Source organism: Bradyrhizobium sp. AUGA SZCCT0176, from assembly GCF_018130145.1.
In the GTDB taxonomy this organism is placed as follows: Bacteria; Pseudomonadota; Alphaproteobacteria; order Rhizobiales; family Xanthobacteraceae; genus Bradyrhizobium.
Map to the genome: position 1 here is coordinate 30,071 of NZ_JAFCMB010000030.1, position 21,035 is coordinate 51,105.

15 protein-coding genes and 1 pseudogene are annotated in these 21,035 nt (G+C 61.6%); 10 read left to right on the top strand and 6 right to left on the bottom strand.

From position 1 onward, the window contains the following. The first annotated feature begins 264 nt into the window (after nt 1–264). The 4 genes from JQ600_RS34305 to moaC all read left to right on the top strand — a co-directional run bounded on the left by JQ600_RS34305 (nt 265) and on the right by moaC (nt 4,625). On the top strand, nt 265–2,163 hold the full coding sequence (locus JQ600_RS34305; RefSeq protein WP_212392248.1) for a peptidylprolyl isomerase: 1,899 nt from the start codon (nt 265–267) through the stop codon (nt 2,161–2,163). Nucleotides 2,164–2,268: 105 nt separating this feature from the next. Then, nucleotides 2,269–3,282, top strand: a complete 1,014-nt coding sequence (gene trpD, locus JQ600_RS34310; protein WP_212392249.1) for an anthranilate phosphoribosyltransferase — start codon at nt 2,269–2,271, stop codon at nt 3,280–3,282. Nucleotides 3,283–3,299: 17 nt separating this feature from the next. After that, on the top strand, nt 3,300–4,121 hold the full coding sequence (trpC, locus tag JQ600_RS34315; protein WP_212392250.1) for an indole-3-glycerol phosphate synthase TrpC: 822 nt from the start codon (nt 3,300–3,302) through the stop codon (nt 4,119–4,121). Between the two features lie 3 nt (nt 4,122–4,124). After that, the gene (gene moaC, locus JQ600_RS34320; RefSeq protein WP_212392251.1) at nt 4,125–4,625 is read left to right on the top strand and encodes a cyclic pyranopterin monophosphate synthase MoaC; all 501 of its coding nucleotides are present in this window, start codon (nt 4,125–4,127) and stop codon (nt 4,623–4,625) included. 57 nt (nt 4,626–4,682) lie between these two features. On the opposite strand, the gene JQ600_RS34325 is transcribed toward moaC, so the two are convergent. Further along, on the bottom strand, nt 4,683–5,276 hold the full coding sequence (locus JQ600_RS34325; protein WP_212392252.1) for a CGNR zinc finger domain-containing protein: 594 nt from the start codon (nt 5,274–5,276) through the stop codon (nt 4,683–4,685). Nucleotides 5,277–5,374: 98 nt separating this feature from the next. Here JQ600_RS34325 and JQ600_RS34330 point away from each other — a divergent pair, with 98 nt between their 5' ends. Both JQ600_RS34330 and JQ600_RS34335 read left to right on the top strand, forming a co-directional pair. Beyond that, nucleotides 5,375–6,661 (top strand): MCT family MFS transporter, encoded by a 1,287-nt coding sequence (locus JQ600_RS34330; RefSeq protein WP_212392253.1) that lies wholly within the window; start codon nt 5,375–5,377, stop codon nt 6,659–6,661. Nucleotides 6,662–6,776: 115 nt separating this feature from the next. Further along, the gene (locus tag JQ600_RS34335) at nt 6,777–9,500 is read left to right on the top strand and encodes an EAL domain-containing protein (RefSeq protein ID WP_212490331.1); all 2,724 of its coding nucleotides are present in this window, start codon (nt 6,777–6,779) and stop codon (nt 9,498–9,500) included. A 10-nt stretch (nt 9,501–9,510) separates the two neighbouring features. Here the strand turns inward: JQ600_RS34335 and JQ600_RS34340 are convergent, their stop codons facing one another. The 3 genes from JQ600_RS34340 to JQ600_RS37680 form a co-directional block, all read right to left on the bottom strand. After that, entirely contained in the window at nt 9,511–10,854 is a 1,344-nt protein-coding gene (locus tag JQ600_RS34340) for a S41 family peptidase (protein ID WP_212392255.1), read from the bottom strand. A gap of 949 nt (nt 10,855–11,803) precedes the next feature. Further along, complete coding sequence (locus JQ600_RS37675) at nt 11,804–12,109, bottom strand: DUF1330 domain-containing protein (protein WP_409363293.1); 306 nt, start codon at nt 12,107–12,109, stop codon at nt 11,804–11,806. A gap of 479 nt (nt 12,110–12,588) precedes the next feature. Continuing rightward, entirely contained in the window at nt 12,589–13,122 is a 534-nt protein-coding gene (locus tag JQ600_RS37680; protein ID WP_409363294.1) for a hypothetical protein, read from the bottom strand. A gap of 890 nt (nt 13,123–14,012) precedes the next feature. Here JQ600_RS37680 and JQ600_RS34360 point away from each other — a divergent pair. The 4 genes from JQ600_RS34360 (at nt 14,013) to JQ600_RS34375 (ending at nt 16,644) form a co-directional block, all read left to right on the top strand. Then, nucleotides 14,013–14,252, top strand: coding sequence for a hypothetical protein (locus tag JQ600_RS34360; protein WP_212039292.1), 240 nt, complete (start codon nt 14,013–14,015; stop codon nt 14,250–14,252). A 135-nt stretch (nt 14,253–14,387) separates the two neighbouring features. Continuing rightward, on the top strand, nt 14,388–14,837 hold the full coding sequence (locus JQ600_RS34365; protein ID WP_212269660.1) for a hypothetical protein: 450 nt from the start codon (nt 14,388–14,390) through the stop codon (nt 14,835–14,837). A gap of 67 nt (nt 14,838–14,904) precedes the next feature. After that, nucleotides 14,905–15,138 carry a hypothetical protein gene (locus JQ600_RS34370; protein WP_212388501.1) on the top strand — a complete coding sequence of 78 codons (234 nt, stop codon included), beginning with the start codon at nt 14,905–14,907 and terminating at the stop codon, nt 15,136–15,138. Nucleotides 15,139–15,954: 816 nt separating this feature from the next. Beyond that, nucleotides 15,955–16,644: an ion channel gene (locus JQ600_RS34375; RefSeq protein ID WP_249132870.1), complete on the top strand. Its 690-nt coding sequence runs from the start codon at nt 15,955–15,957 to the stop codon at nt 16,642–16,644. Nucleotides 16,645–17,897: 1,253 nt separating this feature from the next. On the opposite strand, the gene JQ600_RS34380 is transcribed toward JQ600_RS34375, so the two are convergent. Continuing rightward, nucleotides 17,898–18,656, bottom strand: a complete 759-nt coding sequence (locus JQ600_RS34380) for an outer membrane protein (RefSeq protein ID WP_212269662.1) — start codon at nt 18,654–18,656, stop codon at nt 17,898–17,900. A gap of 565 nt (nt 18,657–19,221) precedes the next feature. Then, nucleotides 19,222–19,458, bottom strand: a pseudogene (locus JQ600_RS34390) (CoA-transferase); the annotation flags it as partial. Nucleotides 19,459–21,035: the final 1,577 nt, after the last annotated feature.

The window sequence follows — 21,035 nt, forward strand, 5'->3', positions numbered from 1 at the left end:
TCAAGTATGGGGTCCTCCTCCGCTAGCAGAGGTGCGCCGCCAGTTCCAGATACCGGTTCAAGTGATCTCTGAGCCGTTAACCGCTTCAATTGGCGAGGTTACGGGCACGCAACCGAGGTTGCGAGGGCCCGAACCGAGGTTGCGGGGGGGCGACTGCCACTTTATGATGCGATATCAACTCGGGTAGACGCCCTGTTGCGGTATTCCAATCGGAAACCGCCTTGGGTATGACCCGGTTCCCCTCCTACAAAACAAGTTGGACCCATGCTTCGAGGAATACGCAAAGCCTCATCAAACTGGCTCGGCAAGGCCATCATGAGCGTCGTGATGGGCGTGCTGATTCTCAGCTTTGCTGTCTGGGGCATCGCCGACATCTTCAAGGGCTTTGGGCAGTCGACGCTGGCCAAGATCGGCAAGACCGAGATTTCGACCGAGCAATTCCGCCAGATCTACACCGACAAGCTCCAGCAATTGGGCCGTCAGTTCGGCCGTCCGCTGACCCAGGAGCAGGCCCGCTTGTTTGGGCTTGATCGTCAGGTGCTGCAGCAGACCATCGCGGAAGCCGCCCTCGACGAGGAGGCGCGGCGCATGGGCCTTGCACAGTCGGATGCCGAGGCCATGCGGGTCATCTACAGCGACCCCGCGTTCAAGGGATTGGGCGGCAATTTCGATCCGGCGCGCTTCCAGGCCGCGATCCGCCAGGCCGGTTACACCGAGCAGCGCTACCTCGCCGAGCGGCGGCGCCTGGGCTTGCGGCGCCAGATCGCGGACACCGTCACGGCCGGGCTCGAGCCGCCGAAGCTCATGATCGATGCCTTGACCCGGTACCAGAACGAGCAGCGCTCGGTCGATTACATCAAACTCGACGCCGCGCAGGCCGGCACCATCGACACGCCCTCGCCCGAGACGCTCGCCGCCTATTTCGAAGACCACAAGACCCAGTTCCGCGCACCCGAATTTCGCAAACTGTCGTTCATCGTGGTCAGCCCCGAGGAACTGGGCAAATGGTCCGAGGTCTCCGACGAGGATGCGAAGAAGGTATTCGAGCAGAGCCGTAACCGGATCGGTACGCCCGAGAAGCGCGAAGTGCAGCAGATGGTGTTTCAAAACGCCGAGGAAGCGCTCACCGCGCGCAGCCGCATCACATCCGGAATGTCATTCGACGACGTCGCCAAGGAACACAACGCCAATCTTGTTGACCTCGGCATGACGGCAAAATCCGCCATCATCGATCCGGCCATCGCCGACGCGGCGTTCGCGCTGCCCTCCGGCGAGGTAAGCCAGCCGATCAAAGGCCAGTTCGTCGTGGCGCTGGTCAAGGTCGGCAAGATCGAACCGGCTACGACGCCTTCCTATGAAAGCGTCGCGGCGCAGATAAAAAAGGAAATCGGGACCGAGCGGGCGCGCGGCAAGGTCGCCGAACTCCACAACAAGATGGAAGACGAGCGTGGCGGCGGCGCCAGCGTGGTCGAAGCCGCCCAGAAGCTCGGACTGACCGCAGTTACCATCGAGGCCGTCGACCGCTCGGGCCGCGGCCCTGACGGCCGGCCGGTCGGCAATATTCCGCGCGGTCTCGAAGTGGTCTCGCAAGCCTTCGCAAGCAATGTCGGCGTCGACAACGATCCGATCCAGTTTGCCGGCGGCTATGTCTGGTACGACGTTATCGGCGTTACGCCGTCGCGTGAACGCAATCTCGACGAGGTCCGCGCCCAGGTCGAAACCAAGTGGCGCGAAGACCAGATCTCGAGCAAGCTGCGCGCGAAGGCGACCGAGATGGTCGGCAAGCTCGAGCGTGGCGGCACCTTGGCCGAAGAAGCCGCGTCGATCGGCTCGAAGGTCGAAACCGCAACCGGTTTCCGGCGCGACGCCGCTCCATCCGGCGTGCCCTCGAGCCTCATCACCGCGGCGTTTCGCACCGCCAAGGATGGCGTCGGACAAACCGCCGGCGCCGGGGGCAGCGAGTGGATCGTGTACCGCGTCACCGATGTCAGCATGCCCTCGGTTAACGTCGCTGCCGACGAGGTCAAGAAACTGAAGGAGACATTGCTGCGGGGCCTCACCGACGAACAGGTCGCGCAGTACGTCACGAAGATCGAGTCAGAGATCGGCACGACCATCAACCAGGCGGCCTTCGCACAGGTGACGGGCGCGAACAGCAACTGAGCATGATCCGGGACGTGGGCACCGGTTTTCCCTCGACAAACGCGTAGCGTTTGCTCGAAGGTCATGCTCAAGAGATAAAGACGTCCCAATCCTGAAAGCAACGCGATGGACGACCTCAAATCTATCATCGGAAAAGTCGCCACCGGTGCGACGCTGTCGCGTGAGGAGGCCGCCTCCGCCTTCGACAGCATGATGTCCGGCGAGGCGACGCCCTCGCAGATGGGCGGACTATTGATGGCGCTGCGGGTACGCGGCGAGACGGTCGACGAAATCACCGGCGCGGTGTCCGCGATGCGCGCCAAGATGCTGCGGGTCAAGGCGCCGGCGGAGGCCGTCGACGTGGTCGGCACCGGCGGCGACGGGTCCGGGTCGGTGAACGTGTCCACCTGTGCCTCCTTCATTGTCGCGGGCGCCGGCGTGCCCGTCGCCAAACACGGCAACCGCGCGCTGTCTTCGCGCTCGGGGGCGGCCGACGTATTGGCCTCGCTCGGTGTCAGGATCGATCTTTCGCCCGACCAGGTCGGCCGTTGCGTACAGGAAGCCGGCATCGGATTCATGTTCGCGCCCGCGCACCATCCGGCCATGAAGAACGTCGGCCCGACCCGGGTCGAACTCGCCACGCGCACGATCTTCAACCTGCTCGGACCGCTGTCCAACCCGGCCGGCGTCAAGCGGCAAATGGTCGGCGTATTCTCGAGGCACTGGGTGCTGCCGCTCGCGCAGGTGCTGAAGAACCTCGGCTCCGAGTCAGTCTGGGTGGTGCACGGCTCCGACGGTCTCGACGAAATTACCCTCACCGGCCCGAGTTTTGTCGCAAGCCTCGAGAACGGCAATGTCCGTACCTTCGAGGTGACGCCGGAAGAGGCCGGCCTCGCCCGCGTCGGTGGCGAAGCGTTGAAGGGCGGCGATGCCGACGCCAACGCGGTGGCGCTGCAAAGCGTGCTCAACGGCAAGCCGAGCGCGTATCGCGACGTCGCTCTCCTGAACGCTGCGGCGGCGCTGATCGTCGCCGGCCGCGCCAGGGATTTGAAGGAAGGCGTCGCGCTGGGCACCAAAGCGCTCGACGGCGGTGCTGCCGCTGCAAAACTCAAGCATTTGATCGCGGTGTCCAACGGCTGACCGCGGGAGCGCCTGACATGTCCGACATCCTGAGCAAGATCGAGACTTACAAGCGCGAGGAGATCGCCGCCGCCAAGCGGACGCATCCGCTGGCAAGCCTTGAAGCACTGGCCAAAACCGCGCCGCCGCCGCGCGGCTTTTTGCACGCGATCCGTGAAAAGCTTGATCGCGGTGACTATGCGCTGATCGCGGAGGTGAAGAAGGCTTCGCCCTCCAAAGGGCTGATCCGAGCCGATTTCGATCCGCCGGCATTGGCACAAGCCTATCAAGCCGGCGGGGCGGCGTGTCTGTCGATCCTGACCGATACGCCCTCGTTCCAGGGCCATCTCGATTTCATGGTTGCGGCGCGTGCGGCGACCAATTTGCCGGTGCTGCGCAAGGATTTTCTGTTCGACACCTATCAGGTGGTCGAGGCCCGCGCCCATGGCGCTGACTGCATCCTGATCATCATGGCCGCACTTGATGACGACACGGCCAGAGATCTGGAAGATGCCGCCATCGCGCATGGCATGGACGTGCTGATCGAAATCCACGACCGCGCTGAGCTTGATCGCGCGCTAAAGCTTCGCTCGCCGATGATCGGCGTCAATAACCGAAATTTGCGCACCTTCGAAACCACGCTGGTGACCAGCGAGGCGCTCGCGCCGCTGATCCCTGGGGATCGCCTGACGGTCGGTGAAAGCGGCATCTTTACGCCGGCAGACCTGGCGCGCCTCGCGCGCGTCGGCATGGCGACCTTCCTGGTCGGCGAAAGCCTGATGCGCCAGGCCGACGTCACTGCGGCAACGCGGGCGTTGCTGGCCCGTACCGACGTGCCGCGCGCCACCGGGACGCGCTAGGCGATGGCGCGGAAGGCTTCCAAAGGCGGCGCACTCACCCACATCGATGCATCGGGCGAAGCGCGGATGGTCGACGTGTCGGCCAAACCCGCCACCGAACGCATCGCCGTTGCCGAAGGCCGCGTGGTCATGAGCAAGGCGACGCTCGAACTGATCGTCTCCGGTAACGCCAAAAAGGGCGACGTGCTCGGCACCGCCCGTATTGCCGGCATCATGGCGGCCAAGCGCACCTCGGATTTGATCCCGCTGTGCCATCCGCTGGCGCTATCGAAGGTCACGCTCGACATCACGCCCGACAGGAAATTGCCCGGCTGCGTCGTCCGCGCCACCGTGAAGGTCACCGGGCCGACCGGCGTCGAGATGGAAGCGCTGACGGCGGTGTCGGTTGCGTGCCTGACGATCTACGACATGATCAAGGCAGTCGAGCGCGGTGTGCGGATCGAAGGCATTCATCTGGTCGAGAAAAAGGGCGGCAAGTCCGGACATTACCGCGCCGGGGACTGATCGCAATCGGCGAGAAAACACCGTCCAGTCCGCCGGTCGTGACCGAGTCACAATGATTTATCCGGCGGCGTTGCGTTGTCTCTCGCGATAGCTGCGTGTTTTCATCCGATTCCCGCACAGCGATGACATGCACCAGCGCCGCGTCGATGGTTTCGAGCGGTCGAAAAACACCCGGCGGCATTCGTCAGACGCGCACATTTTCAGCCGATCAAGCGTTCCATTTCTCGAGCCGTCATAGAGTTCTGCGACAATCGGCGACAGTCCTGCGAGCGCATCTTCGCGCGCCGCCCGCAGCACCATGCCGTCATCCCCTGCGGCCACGACCAGCGGAAAATATTTCAGCGCTTTGCTCAGCGCGCGAACTGCATCCTTGTTTCCGCGCCGCTCCAGCGGATCGCACTGCAGATAGTCGCGCACCAACGTCCGCAGTTCGATCGCGGTTGCAAACATCGCCGGCGTGATCTTCGCGCTGGTCGGCGCCAGCCCGCGCTGCGACATCCACCTCGCGAGCTCCCGCGCGCTGATCAGTTCATCGCCTTGCGGATGCGGCACGCCGTGATGCGTGAAGTGCCTGACGTCGAGCGTATTGGCGAAATCATAGAGATTGGCCAGCTCGTCCGGAACGCCGAACTTTTTTGATTCTCGCGACATCGACACCAGTAAAGCAGATTTACCGGTTGACAACAAGAGACACCGGTATAATCAATATACCGGTGTTCTACCCGCAACCGTTTCGAGAGGAACCCGCCATGAGCCAAGACGCAACCTGGCCCCGTACGGGGATTTTCTACGGCTGGTTCGTCGTGGCCGCCGCATTCGCGGTGACCTTTGTCGGCTTCGGCTGCGCCTATACGTTCAGCGCGTTCCTGGAATCGCTGCAGCGCGATTTTGGCGCCTCGCGCGGCTCGGTCTCGCTGGTGTTTTCGCTCGCGGGCTTTCTCTATTTTGCCTTGGGCATCGTCAGTGGCCCCCTCGCCGACCGCTACGGCTCCCGCCGCCTCGCGCTGGCAGGCATGCTGCTGATCGGCCTCGGGCTCGCCGCGGCGGGTGCCGCACGCAATTTGCTCGAGGTCTATGCCGCTTACGGCCTCGGTGTCGGACTTGGCATCGGCTGCGCCTATGTGCCCGCGGTCGGCGCGGTGCAGCGGTGGTTCGTGCGACGGCGCGGCTTTGCCTCCGGTCTTGCCGTGAGCGGCATCGGCGTTGGCACACTGGTGATGCCGCCGCTGGCGACGCTCCTGATCGAGACGCTGGGGTGGCGCGGCGCTTACCTGGCGCTCGGCGCCATCGCCGCTATCGTTGGCGGCGGGATGGCGCTGCTGCTGGAGAACGATCCGCGCGCGCGCGGTCTCAACCCCGACGGCGATGCGGTCCTGCCGGGCGCCATCCCGGCGCAGGCGCAGGGCGCCACGGTCAGCGAGGCGATCCGCTCACCACACTTCGTTGCGCTTTATGCCGCCTGCCTGATCTGCTCGTTCGGCCTGTTCGTGCCGTTCGTGCACCTCGTTCCCTATGCCGGGGATCACGGCGTTGCGGCCTCCTCCGCGGTGCTGCTGCTCGGAATCATCGGCATCGGTTCTACCGCCGGCCGCTTCTTCCTCGGCGGGCTCGCCGACCGGATCGGCCGCCAAACCGCCCTGCTGCTGCTGTTCATCGGCATGGCGCTAGCTCTCGCAATCTGGTTGATCTCGACGAGTTTCTGGCAGCTTGCCGGATTCGCCTTCATCTACGGCATGATCTACGGCGCGTGGGTTGCGGTACTTCCGGCCGTTGTGATGGATCATTTCGGCGGGCGCCATGTCAGCGGCATCATCGGCATCCTCTACACCAGCGTCGCGTTCGGCACCCTGATCGGTCCCAGCACCGCCGGCTACGCATTCGATGTCACGGGCGATTATACGCTGCCGATCCTGGCCGGCGTCGCCGCCAACGTCATCGCCGCCGCCATCGTTGCGATCATGTTCCGCCACCCCACGCACCCCTCCGGAACTAGGCCCTGCCGAGGTTGTCATCGGCAGCATTCGCTACCTGGCTAACGTTTCGTTAACCAGGCTTGCTAACGTCAATTCCATCTCGGCGCGGTAGCAAAGTAACGGGCCGGAAGCACGCAATACTGCTTTCGGGATTATTTCCTGGCAGCGATCTCGTTCAATGGGTTCAATCAACACCGCCTCATTCAAGATCAAGCCCATCTTTCGCGGCGGTCCGATCCGATGGCTGATCCTGGGCGGCGTGCTGCTGATCGCCACGATCGCGATCGGCGCGACCATCATGGCCGGCAATTTCCGCGAACGCGCGCTGCGCAACAGCGAACGCGAGCTGGAAAACACCGTGCTGCTGCTGGCCCGCCATTTCGACCAGCAACTCGAGGATTTGGAGGTGGTCCAGAAGGACCTGATCAGCTTCATCCGATCCAGCTTGATCACGACGACGGAACATTTCCGGCGCCGGATGTCGAGCGAGGAAATCCATCTGATGCTGAAGTCCAAGATCGAGGCGGTGTCCTATGTCGGCGGCGTCAACGTCTTCGACGTCGAGGGCAGACTGATCAATTCGTCGGTGGCCTGGCCCGCCCCGCCCGTCAACGTCGCGGACCGGGCCTATTTCAAGACCTTCAAGTCCGGGCCGGAATCGCCGACCGTGGTGATCGAGCCGGTCTACAGCCGTGTCACCGGCGTCTGGACCACAGTGATCGCGCGCAAGGTCACGGGGCCGAACGGCGAATTCCTCGGCGCCATCGGCCGCGGCATCGAACCCGCCAATTTCGAGAAATTCTTCGCTTCGGTGGCGCTCGGATCGGATGCCGCGATCGCCATGCACCACCGCGACGGCACGCTGCTCGCCCGTTATCCGCATGTCGCCGAGATGATCGGCAAGAACTTCAAGTCCGGCCCGGCCAGCCAGCGGCTTGTGTTCGAGCGCGCCAATACCACCTCCCGTCTGACCAGCCCGCTCGACGGCGAGCACCGGGTGATCTCCTCGCGCGCGCTGAGCAAATTTCCGATCGTGATCGTCGCAGCGACGACCACCGCGGCGGCGCTGGCCGACTGGCGCGCGCAAATCTCCATCCTGATCGCGGTGGCCGGATTGTCCGTGCTGGCGATTGCCGTGCTGTTGTTCCTGGTGGTGCGCAAGCTCTTGCAGCAGCACCGCGCGTCGCGGCAGCGGCTGACGCTTGAAAAACAGCGGCTCGACACCGCCGTCAACAACATGACGCAGGGCCTGCTGCTGTTCGATTCCTCGCAGCGCCTCGTGATCTGCAACCAGCGCTATCTCGACATGTACGGCCTGTCGGCCGAGATCGTGAAGCCGGGCTGCAGTTTCCGCGACGTGATCGCGCATCGAAAACAGACCGGATCGTTCACCGGCGACGTCGACCGGTACGTCGTGCGGGTTCTGCGCGACGTCGGGCAACGCAACGCGATGATCATCACGACGCCCGACGGACGTTCGGTCCAGGTCGTCAACGAACCGCTGGCGGACGGCGGATGGGTGGCCACCCATGAAGACGTTACTGAACAGCGCCAGGCCGAGGAACGCATCACCCACCTCGCCCATTACGACGCGCTGACCGACCTGCCGAACCGCACCCTGTTCCACGAACAACTCAAGCAGGAATTGCCTCACGTCGCGGCCGACCGGCAGCTTGCCGTGCTCTATATCGACATCGACGAGTTCAAGAGCATCAACGACTCGCTCGGACACATGATCGGCGACGAGTTGCTCAAATCCGTCGCGGTCAGCCTGCGTGCTTGCGTGCGCGAGACCGATTTCGTGGCAAGGCTCGGCGGCGACGAATTCGCCATCGTGCAGACCGGGGTGACGGGCGCCGACGATGTCACCGAACTCACCCGCCGCATCTATGATGCGATCCGCGCTCCCTACGAATGCCTCGGCCATCAGGTGACCACCGACGCCTCGATCGGCATCGCGCTGGCGCCGCAGGACGGTTCCGACCTCGACCAGATCCTGAAGAACGCGGATCTGGCGATGTACGCCGCCAAGGCCGCCGGCCGCCGCACCCATCGTTTCTTCCAGCCGGAAATGGACGCCCAGGTGCGCGCCCGCCGCGTGCTGGAAATGGACCTGCGACAGGCCATCGTCGATGGCGGCTTCGAGGTTTACTACCAGCCGTGTCTGGACCTGCGGGACGGCAGGATCACCGGCTGCGAAGCGCTGGTGCGCTGGCGCCATCCGGAGCGCGGCATCATCTCGCCGGCCGACTTCGTGCCGATCGCCGAAGAGACCGGCCTGATCAATCAGCTCGGCGAGTGGGTGCTGACCACGGCGTGCGCCGAGGCAGCGACCTGGCCCGACGATGTCCGTCTTGCGGTCAACGTTTCGCCGGTACAGTTCAAGAGCGGCACGCTGGCGCTGAAGGTGATGGCAGCGCTTGGGGCGTCGGGCCTGGCCGCGGGCCGGCTGGAACTCGAGATCACCGAAGCGGTGCTGATCCGCGACGACGATGCGGCGCTTGCCATCCTGCACCAGCTTCGCGCCATCGGGATCAGGATAGCGCTCGACGATTTCGGGACCGGCTATTCCTCGCTGAGCTATCTGAAGCGCTTCCCGTTCGACAAGATCAAGATCGACCGCTGCTTCGTCACCGATATCGGCGAGCCGGAAGGGTCGGCCAGCATCGTCGAGGCGGTGGTGAACATCGCCGCCGCGCGCCACATGACGACGACCGCGGAAGGAGTCGAGACCGAGCAGCAGCGCGAATTGCTGCGCGCGCTCGGCTGTTCGGAGATGCAGGGCTATCTGTTCAGCCCGCCACGACCGGGCGCCGACATCAAGCCCCTGCTGCTCGCGCACCGGCCGATGCCTGCCGCCGCAAGCCCGGTGCGTTCCCGCAGGCGCAAGCCCGCCGCCTAGAGCGAGCGCGCTAGTTCGGCACCGCCCGCTTCGACGCCGCAACCGCCGGGGCATTGGCGTTGACCGTGACGCCGCGCAGCAGATTGAAGGCGGCACCGAGCGCCTTGTCGTCCTTTTCGGACGGCGGCACGTAGGATTGCGAACCGGTCTGCTCGGCGCCGTCGGCCGCCAGGTGGCCGCGCATCGACGCTTCGCCCTTCAGCTCGGCACGGCTCTTCAACTCGTCCGGCACGTCCTGCAGCACCTCGATGTCAGGCGTGACACCCTGGGCCTGGATCGATTTTCCGGACGGCGTGAAATAGCGCGCGGTCGTCAATGCCAGCGCGCCGTTGGACTTGCCGAGCGGGATAATCGTCTGCACCGAGCCCTTGCCGAACGAACGCGTGCCGATGATGGTGGCGCGCTTGTGGTCGCGCAAGGCGCCGGCCACGATCTCGGACGCCGATGCCGATCCGCCGTTGATCAGCACGACGAGCGGCTTGCCTTTGGTCAGATCGCCGCCGCGCGCGACGAAACGCTGGGTTTCCTCCGGCGTCCGGCCACGGGTCGAGACCACCTCGCCCCGCCCCATGAAGGCGCTCGACACCGACACCGCCTGATCGAGCAAGCCGCCCGGATTGTTGCGCAGATCGATGACGTAGCCGACGAGCTTGTCGGACGGGATCGTCTTTGAGATATCCGCGATCGCCTTGCGCAGGCCGTCGGTGGTCTGCTCGTTGAAGCTGGTAATCCTGACATAGCCGATATCGCCGCCCTCGGTGCGGAAGCGCACCGGCCGCACCCGGATGATTTCGCGGACGATCGCGACCTCGACCGGCGTGTCCGCGCCCTTGCGAACGATCTTCAGGCGGATCTTGCTGTTGGCCGGCCCCTTCATCTTGCTGACGGCCTGGTCGAGCGTCATGCCCTGAATGGAATCATCGTCGATTTGCGTGATCAGGTCGCCCGACATGATGCCGGCCTTGGCGGCGGGCGTGTCGTCGATCGGCGCCACCACCTTGACGAGGCCGTCATCCATCGTGACCTCGATGCCGAGCCCGCCAAATTCGCCATGCGTGGTCTCCTGCATGTCGTTCCAGCCCTTCGCATTCATGTAGCGCGAATGCGGATCGAGCGAGGAGATCATGCCGTTGATGGCGCCCTCCATCAGCTTGGAATCGTCGGGCTTCTCGACATAGCTGGCGCGAATGCGCTCGAACACGTCACCGAACAGATTGAGCTGCGAATAGGTGCCGTCGGTGCGGGCCGCAGCCTTGGCGGCCGCAACCAGATGCGTCCCCTGCGGTCCGGCGACCAGAAAGGTCAAACAGGCGCCGGTGACCGTGCCGAGGAGAAAGGTGAGATTCCTGCGCATTTGCGATCCTTCTCGCTATCATCAGCCAAATTCAGGTGAATCGGCGTCCCGGGCTCCGGCGCGGTCAACCAACAACGGCTTTTTGGTCGGATCAAGGCGGTTTCGGTCCGGGCCATTACGGGTTTGTTAAGTATGGGGTTTTGGCCGGATTGGACTGTTTTTGGGGGCATATGGCACCCTGTGAATCGTCGTCCCGGCGAACGCAGATGCGCAATTGCGCATCGGGGGACCCATACCGCGTGATCTCTCTATGAAACTCGGTAGCAGAGACCTTCCGCAAAACTACTCCCTGGGGTTATGGGTCCCGGCGCAAGGCCGGGACGACGCAGATATAGTTTCGCATTCTCGCGGCGCATTGCGCCCGAGGTTTGCAGGAAATCTTCTCGCCCTCTCAATTCAGAGGGCGCAGGGAATGCCGGATGCGCGCTGCACCCGCGGTCTCATGTGCGATTGTGCATAAGAATGCTGCACATGAGCATACAGGGCAGCGGAGAACATCCGACATTCCCTGCGCAGTGGCTTTACGGCTTATAGCGTGCTCTCCCCGGTGAGACGGCCTCTATTGCCACCGTCACCCCTCGGAAGCGTTAGCTTCTTCAGAGCTTGACGCCGTTACGGGCGCCAGGACCACACGCCTTCACCGTACGCATCAGCCGCGACCGTCAATCGCAACGTCAACGTCCACCGCATCCCCGCCCCTCGTCATGACGACGGCCGACGCCCCTCTGAGTGGGACGGGATGGCTATTGATGTGCAGGTGATTTGGGGTGGAAGGGAAGTGAAATATTTTTGATTTTCGGAAATTTTGGACTTGACGCGATTTCCGCAAACCAGAAGTGATTTGCCCGACGGGCTAGATGTAGTGGGCCCGTAGCCCGGATGAGCGGAGCGATATCCGGGTCCGCCTCGCACGGATCCCGCATATCGCTTCGCTCATGCGGCTACCCGATCACGGCGAATGCGCGCACCTAGGTGCAGCCATCGACAAGCACCAGTTTGCTCGTGGTCGTAGCGTGGCGCACCTCGAACAGGCCCCGAATGTCGGGGTCGCCCAGAAAGGCTTCCGCCTTTGCGCGTTCCGGAAATTCGCGGATGACCATGCGTTCGGCCAATCCCCTTCGACGGTCGTCGGTTGAACCCCTTGAACGAGGTACTTTCCGGAATGCCTCGCGATAAACGCAGGGATTTCCGCTATGTACTTTCTGAAACCACCGAAGTCGTTCACCGAGACATCGAGTACCAAATAGGCTTTCATTTCCGACCTCACACCAACATCAGCAACCCGGCCCGGATGAGCAAGCCAACATCCGGGTTTTGTTTTTCACGGCTCCCGCATATCGCTAAGCTCATGCGGGCTACTCGCTTGCTGCGACATTCGAGCGTTTGACGGGGCTGACAAGCGTTGGATCGAGCACACGCCTGGTATGTTCACTGGTATGATGCGCAAGTGCTGCCCTGCCACCGCACACACCTGCGGACAGCCCGGCGGGTCTGGCGGACGGTCGTCCGTGCCACGCATACGCCGCCGACTCTCGTTCTACCTGGCCCGCAGCCGACGGCAACTCGCGTTACCATATCGTCTACCTGGGGAGGCGGCGCAGGTGTCATGGCTTGTACAGATGTTGCAACGAGCAAGGCGAAGCCGGCCATAGCGATCAATCTGAACATTGTTGTTCTCCCTTAGGTCCATGAATATACCGAGGCGGCTTTGGGCCGCCCCTGCGTTCCGGAAACTCATTGGCAGACGTGCATGAGGCCGTCATCGAGCTTGACCATGGTACCGGGCGTGCAGCTGATCGCGTTGCGGGCTGCGTAGTCAGACCATCCGCTGTAGCCATACCAGGGGCCACCCGCGTAATAGGCGCCCACTGCATAGTGAGGTCGGGGGCTTATTGGGCCGCTCGCGGCGTAGCCGCCCACGTAGGCTGCGCGGGCTCCCCGAACCGTCTCATTGTAATATGGACGGCCCGCGTAGTATCCGGCACCGACCGCTGCTGCGGTACCGACCGCTGCTGCGGTACCGACAGCTGCTGCGGTGCCGACAGCTGCTGCGGTGCCGACAGCTGCAGCAGTGCCGATTGCAGCGCGCCTGTACTGCCGTCGTGCAACGCCGGCAACGCTAACGGGAGTTAGCGGGCGACCGACGCGTGCTTCAGCGCTCTCGATTGATAGCGCGATGCCGCTCTGCGCTGACCAGCCGAGCGAAAACAGCGCCGCGAACGCAAATGCGGGAGCACTAACAGCAATGTTTTTCGCGATCCGTTTCATGGTCTTCTCCATTGTGCATGGAACACGATAGCAAATGCATATCGTTGCGTTTCGGAGCGCCCGATCTTGATTCAGATCAAAGGTATTGGAACGGCAATGACTTCGGATTTTCCGTCAATCAGCGTCAATTGCCCGTGGGGACATTGACCATTGGGACAATAGTCCGGGCGGCGCGTTTGTCGTAAACATGTGACAATGATTTCTCCCTCAGGCAGGGGACCAATGACTGATCAGTTGGAGTTTGACCTGCGCGCTACGCTATGCAGGCGGCTCGCCGAGCGAGAACCGGAACATCGAATTCTTTGGATGGCCGAGGCCGAGAACTGGTCCCGGCTGTCGAAACAGAGAAGCCGCGGCGCTGCCGAAGAACAACCGATCCCCGCATCACGGCGAGTTGGCGGGAGAAGTCGGACCCGACTTCTTGATTCCCGGCGTAGTTGAATCGTGCAATCGGAGATCCCGACGTTCCCGGCGATATCGCACGCCAGTTGTACGATCCTCGCGCACCGCAGTCCGATCGCTACCGAACTGAAGCACGGCGGGGAAATCTTGATCCAGAACACCGCACCCCATCCGGGCTCGTTGCTCGCGGATATCTGACCATCCCTGCCTTGGTGATGTTGGCTGTCATAAGGGTGGCGCGCCGCGCGGATGAACTGGCAACGGCAACGGCGGTGATCTTTGAGGTATTGCGCATGAGCTTGCTGGCGAGCGGCGATGCGGGAGCGCGCGAGAAGCGAGGATGGCCGCAAGTAGCCGCCACACACAACATTCGCACACTTGATCTATATCAAGCCGGCCGAATGGACCGTGGTCAGTCTTGCAGCGGCACTGGCTGCGCCTTGAGAGGGCTGCATCGAAGCTGGTGCGTCAGACTCAGGGAGAACACCATGAAACTCTCGATCACCTTGTCGGCATTGCTGATTGCCGGCCTCATGGCTGCAACGACAAAACCGGCCAGCGCCGTCATATACTGCCAATACGTCGACTATCCAGCAGGCTGCACCGTAAGGGCCGGCGTCGTGCTGCGCCCGCGGCCGGTCGCGCGTGCGGTGGCGACGCCTGGCGTCGGCCGTGTCGGGACACCCACCAACCGCGGCGGCCCGGTGGATCGCGTTGGCCGGCGCTGATCGGACCTTTCCTGCCGCAACAGCACCTCGTTACGTCGCGGATTGCTCGACGCCGAGGTGAAGGCGGCTCTTGCCAGCACACGACCGCACCCGAATCGGCATCGAGCCGGGCGCAGCGCCGTGGCGGAGTAGCTTATGCCCCTGGCGCGATATTTCCTTTATGTCGGCGGAGTATTGCTCACTCTGGTGTTCATTCTGGACGCATGCCTGACCAGACTGCCGGTCATGCAGAGTTCACACATCGACGCGCCCGTTATCCGCATTCATTCCGACCGAAAATGGCCGGAGCGCATCGTCTTCGACACCAGCCTTCCGACGATCGTTCCCGCACAGGCTGCGATAGCGGAACACGGCATCGCCAGTCCTGCGCCGGTCACCGACGTTTCTTTAAAGGAGCGGGAACGCGAGGCATTTGCGTTGATGCAGCCATCCGACGCGAAGCGGATACAACCGTCCGACCCGGGAAAGCGAGAACTGAGGCAGCAACGGCCACGCAAAATCGTGAAGCGGCACGCGCCGCCCCGCTCGCTCCTCGTCGCGCGGCAGCCGCAATTCGGTTGGTTTGGCAACACCACCATCTGGTGACGGCAGCCGCAATCTTGTCGTGGGCTCGTACCTTATCCAGAGCGGTTTCTCGACGAAGGAGGTGCTCATGCGCTGGATCTACCTCGGCATCATTATTCTGTTCGCCGCAGCGACGATCATTTTCGCGCTGCAGAATTTCGAGATCATCACAATGTCGGTGTTTGGCTTCGATGCTCGCGTACCGCTCGCGGTTTTGGTCGCTGTCGTCTACCTTCTGGGCGCAGCGACGGGCGGCAGCCTCTTCGCGCTGCTGCGCCGATCCTACCAAGGTTCAAGACGCAGGGTGGTGGGCGCGCCATAACGACGCTGTCGGTTCACTACCGACCATCCCTGGTCGGGTGCGACACGCTCGGGGCCGGTCGCAACCGTTCCCTTGCTGCGGAGCGGCGGGCTTCTTGCTCGTCGTGAGTGGGTACATACTGGAAGCAGGTTACTTTTCGATCCGAAATCGGACCGTCTTGCTCTTCTTGTCCGCAGATTCTTCGACAATCTCAAAATTCCCTACTGACGCGCGCCTTAGACGTGCCGCACGTGGACGCGCGATCGACGATGAAACGTACCGATACGTTCCGGAAAACGATCCGCCACTCGCTTTGATTTCCCGCAACGGCACGTGTCGAAATGACATTGGGTATGGCCGCGCGGCGCCAACGCACTTAAACTCGATTCCGCTGCACTGAATCGTTTTGTTGCAAGTCGCCTTTACCTCGTTGATTGGCGTATCGTTGTACCCTGGTGGCAGCTGGTACTCCAGGACGCTGTCCAGCGTATCGGTACAGCTTTCGATTGGCTTGAATCGGAAATTGACGGCTACAGTTGTTCCTAGAGGCCCTGGAGCGAATACGGACAAATCGTGCTGGGTGATCGGCAGCACGTAACGCCCTGCCAAGAAGACCGGTTGGGCTATTGAGGACGTGGAGGACACGACAATTGTCAAGGTTGCCCAAACGATCACATGCATTCTAAGCCCCACGGAGAATTCACGCGTACGGTATGCCCACCGGCTCGGTGGAGCAACGGCTGCTTTCGCTCGTTGATCTAGATCAATAAGGCGAACAGGGATTGCATGCGCAATGGGCACTGGCGAGATCGGAGCCGCGCGATGGGGCAGCGAAGGATGATTCTGGATCCTGTCGGCGACTTGCGCCAGTTGCGCAACGAACGGAGTGACTGGCTGCTGACGGTGCTGACTGGAGTGCTCATACTGCTGATATTCGTCTTCGCGCCACTGCAGGCAGTTGGTATTACCACCTTTCATCTATTTGCTGTCGGCCTGTCACTCGCGATCATCGGAAGCATGGTGATCATTTCCAACAGTCCCACAGCGCTCGTTCTGATGTCGGTTGCGCTTGTCGCCAATATCGCCGTATTTTTCCTGCGGCTCTATTACCCCGTTCCCTTCCACCTTCACATACTGGCTGGCGCATGGTTGATCATCGCCTGCACTCTAGGGATCGTGGTCACTCAGGCCGTATTCAGGCGTGGCCGTGTAACATATCACAGAATTATCGGAGCGATCCTTCTGTACCTGCTGATCGCAGTAGCCTTTGCAACGCTCTTTGCTTTCGTCGGCCTGTCGGATCCGGGGGCGATCAAGGGAATAACATTTGACGACGATCAATCACTCGCGAGCGCGGTCTTCTATATGAGCTTTGTTACGCTGACCTCGACAGGTTACGGCGACATCATTCCAGTGCATCCGTTGGCGCGTAGTCTATGCAACATCGAGAGCGTCGTTGGTCAACTTTATCCGGCAACACTCTTGGCAAGGCTTGTTACTCTCGAGATGAGCGATCCCGGCCAGTAAGCAGAGCCACAGAGGCCGACCACGCCTTGGCCGGCTACAAGCTGCGGTTTTGGATGATGGGATAGCGTTTGGAGAGGTTCGCCGAGCCAGGTGATTTGCGTCTATTGATCTATGTCAACGGCAGGAGGTTTGGTGGGCATGGCTAGTTAAAGCCATGGAGGTCGCTATGAAAGAAAGGAATGAAGGCGTTACGATCTCGATACCCACTGCCGCTGCTCGTCAAGCAGATGAGCCGATCCGCCGCTCTTCCTGCGCGCTCATCAGGTACTATGTCGCAAAGTACAGCGTGCCTGCTGCCGAGGCGTGGGCTCGCAGCAGGGGCGCGACTGAGGCAGAAATTCAGACTGCTCGGCGTTGTATTAATCCTCAACAGACCGTCCGTCTTGGCCAGGCGGCCGCATAGCAAACAACGAGGAAAGTCGGTAGCCTCATTGGTCATTTCGTCAGTTTCGGGCCAAATGCACGAGGTGCGGACGCTACAAACATGGCAAATCAATCGTTCAAAGTAGCAGTAGTGTGGCGACGCAGAGGATCAGAATTGCCTGCCAGCCGGCCTTGACGGTTCGATTTGTCTTGCGAGAAGATCCGATACCAATTCTTGCCGGCGGGTGGTTGTCGTTGGCGGGAGGCCTGCCCGCTTGAAGCAGTGCATCAGGAGTCCGAGGCGACCGACACATAGGCATGACGATGTCCTCCCGCGAGCATTCCGCTTTGGAGTCTTGCCGTCAACCAACCCCACGCCGATCCAGGGTGCGGTGATACAAATCAATTGGTAAGCAGCACTGATCAACTGTGTCGGGGTGGTTGTTACCAGGCATGATGAGCCGCCAACCAGTTGTACGGCGGCAACCTCCCGCTTTTTCACTTGGGGAGGCAGACCGTCCTAAGCGTCTCGTCAGAGCTTCGGGCCTTCGCGTACTCTATTAATGCCTGCCGCGCCGCGTCGCACCGTTCTGCGCTGTTAAATTCCTGTGTCGCAACAACGGCGCCGTTCGCAACGCCAAGCCAACTAACGATGATTAGAACCTGGGGCATAATATCCTCCTCACCGGGACAATGGGCTGCCGACGACCGACAGCAGATGGGTTATCCGGGTAGGACGCATCGTTGATGCGTCCGGCGCGTTGATCTGGGTCAAGCGCCGTTAACGGCCTTTTGTGGACCTCGCCAGGCAGCAGCAGCACCCATTCGCACTCAAAAAAAAAGCCCCGGCACGGTGCCGGGGCCAAGGCTTGCTGAAGACAAGCCCCTGATCAGTAGCGGGCCGCGACCGGCGCCCCGTAGCCGCCGAAGCGGTAGTTGATGCGCAGGGTGACCATGTCCACGTCCTGACTGATCCGGTTGAGTGCACCGGCAACAATCGGATTGGCGACCGAGAACGAATTGTTCGCGTCGCCCATGAACAGATGGTTGTACTCGACACCGAACGACCAGTTTGGTGTGAAGCCGTACTCCAGTCCAACACCGATGGTGCCGCCCCAGCGGGTCGCGCTTGCTGAGGCCAGTTCAGCGCCGGTAAGGGTACTGAGGATGCTAAAGCGGTTGCTCGTCACTGCCGCGCCGCCCTTTACGTACAGCAGTGCTGCGTTCCAAGCGTAGCCGATCTGGCCGGTAAAGAGGCCAATACCATCGGTCGAGGTACGAGTGGAGAACAGAGGATTGAGGACGCTCACGCGCTGGTTGCTGAGATCCGCCCAATCGCCCTGAGCTTCCAGGCCAAACACCCACTGATTGGCTTGCCAGCGATAACCGATCTGGCCGCCGATCAGGCCCCCGGAGCGCTCGCGGCAGCCGTCGGCGAAGACGACGCCTGCGACATCAACGAAATCCCAACAATTGCGGCTCTGGCCCCAGCCGCCATTGGCGCCGATGTAAAAGCCGGTCCAGTCGTAAATCGGAACGATGACCGGCGCGGGTGGCCGTGCCTTGACTGCCATATCCGCAGCGGATGCGGGGGCGGCCACGCCGAGTAATGCTACGAGACCAACGGAAGCCAACAGAAAATTCTTCATTTTTTCTCTCTCCATTTCCGTCGGCTTCTAATTTGTCCCCGCCAACGGTGGTTTGCTGCATTGATTCCAACATGCACGTGAATCCTACGTACGTTGGGCCTAAGTGCCCGTGCCATAATGGCAACACTCAAGGGCAATTGGCGCGCGGCACCTGACAGATTTTCGACTGGATTTCGTCGCAATTCATGTCGTGTGTTGATCATCGTGCATACGGCAAACGACATGAGAGTTCTGCTGGAGCTTGCGGTCATTCGATCTTCCCTGACTGCGTGTCAGGGGTTTGCGACGCGTCGCCGCTGCCTTGCTCCCGTCCTTCGTCAAGCCAGGACGGAATGTTTCCCGACGCGATAGCGCGTCTCGGCAAATGGGGAATGATCGTTCCGGCAGTCACGACCAAACCCTCGTCGAACTTGGCACGTGCGAAGCTCTTAGCTTCCATTTCGGTCTCGAATGTCTCCGTCGACCGAGACCGCCGGTTTCGGACCGCTGTACCTTTCCATGGGATTTCGAACGTCACATACCAAGCATGCTTCTTCATCTGGTGATTCCGACGAATCTGCCACCAAGCCTTCTCGAGGACAGCGCTTTTGCCGTCGACCTCGATCTTTCGTTTGCCCTCCTCGACCATGGCCGACGCCCGTCGGCGTTAGAGCGCCTCCCAGGCCACAGCCGTCAGCCCGAATGCGTTCCACGAAGGCGAACAGTTTTCATTGCCGATGATGGAGAGCTCTGACTTTCTTTGCCTGACCAGTTCGTCCGGCAGGCGTTTCGGCGTCCTCACCCCCATGAACCCACTGACCATGGCGGTCGCGCCGTTGGGTATCCTCAGTTGTGCTTGCAGGCGCGTGACCGAGGGTAGAGCGGAGCCGGCATGAGGCCTTGATCTGTATCAAGGCTTCCGCGTTGGGATTCGACGCCATTGCAGGCATCGTCGCTTATTGGTCGTTGCGGCGTTCTACGCCGATCGACGACAGCATATCGTCCCACAGCTTGTGCACCTGCTCGTGGCGGCTCTGGACGGCGGAAGGTGTGACAGCGCCCGAGATACCGTTTCGAGCGTCAGTCGAGGCCGGGACTGCCCGAACAAGATGCATCGCAATCCGTTACGAACGCTGATCATCTTCCGAGTTGCTGCCAAACTCGCTACGAGCAAGTACGCCTCCGAGCGTTTGGCGGCACCTATCACGGGGTCATTGTTTAGCTGGTAAAGTGAACCCAACACCGGATTGAAGCGGGCATCGAGCATTCGCAGTTTGAGGTTTGCTTCTCGCCCATCGGCGCGCGTCGCCCTGTTGATCCAGCACCAGTCCTACCGAGTCAGGCTTGTGGCGGAGAACGAAGCTCAGGAATTTGCTGAGTTGGGTGGGATTAGAAGACATGGCGACGGGATATACCAAGCTGCCCGGATGAGCCAATGGTCGGCGCAGCGACGTTGATCTAGGGCTCCGCGAAATCAGCGCGCCGTTCCCGCATACTGCTGAACGCGCGGACCAATGTCGAACTCATCCGCTATTCGTCGAAGAGAGCTCCGGTACGGTTCTGCCAAATCCCGTCCCGACGGATGGAACGCAGGCAGGCTGGCGCTGACAGCCAAGATGCCGGACGGATGGATCGCCGGGTGCGAGTCTGCGGCTGATCCCTTTGGAGCTAGTCGAGAAACGGGCATTACTGCGGCGCATGAGTCCGGTTGTGGCGGCACCTTGAGACATGCTCGCCTATCCTGCGAATGCCCGTTCACCGCGTAGACCGGAAGTCGCCGTGGTCCGGTCAAACGACGCGAATGACCCATACCGGACCTCGCAACACCTTAGGCGAAGTCGAGCCTGACGATGATCACTCCCAGATTGATCTTGACCCATGTCAAATAGCGGAGTGGGTGGCATCTAATCTGCGACACATGTGCCGTGCCCCGGGCCCCGATTTTCGGCGGATTTTGGAAAATGTCCAGGGGTTAGGCTAGTGCAGCTTATGCTTAACCTTTGTCGGGAGCTTTTCCTTGAGCCAACCGCGCATTTGATTTGGCTCGATAGACCGCTCGGGTTTGCATCTCCTGGCAGAAACGCGATGCCCCTTCCTGTAGAGATCGCCCGCCACCTTCTTAGCATCGTGCTCGTCACGGCATTCAATCGTCAGCCCGCCATACCTTATTACCCACTTAGCCGATGGCTTAGGTGTAGCCGATTGCTCGGGGGCATCGCGGTCACCCCGCCCAATCAATCTCGCAAACTCAGCATCAGCTTCTTCTCGCGACAGCCGAATGAGCTCACGATCATCCCTAGTCGCGGGACCGCGCTTCAGCCGGTCCCACACCATCCAAGTCCCGGCTAAAACGCCCCTTCTTAGGAGGTAACGCTCCATAGCACGCTCTAAAGTGGCCCG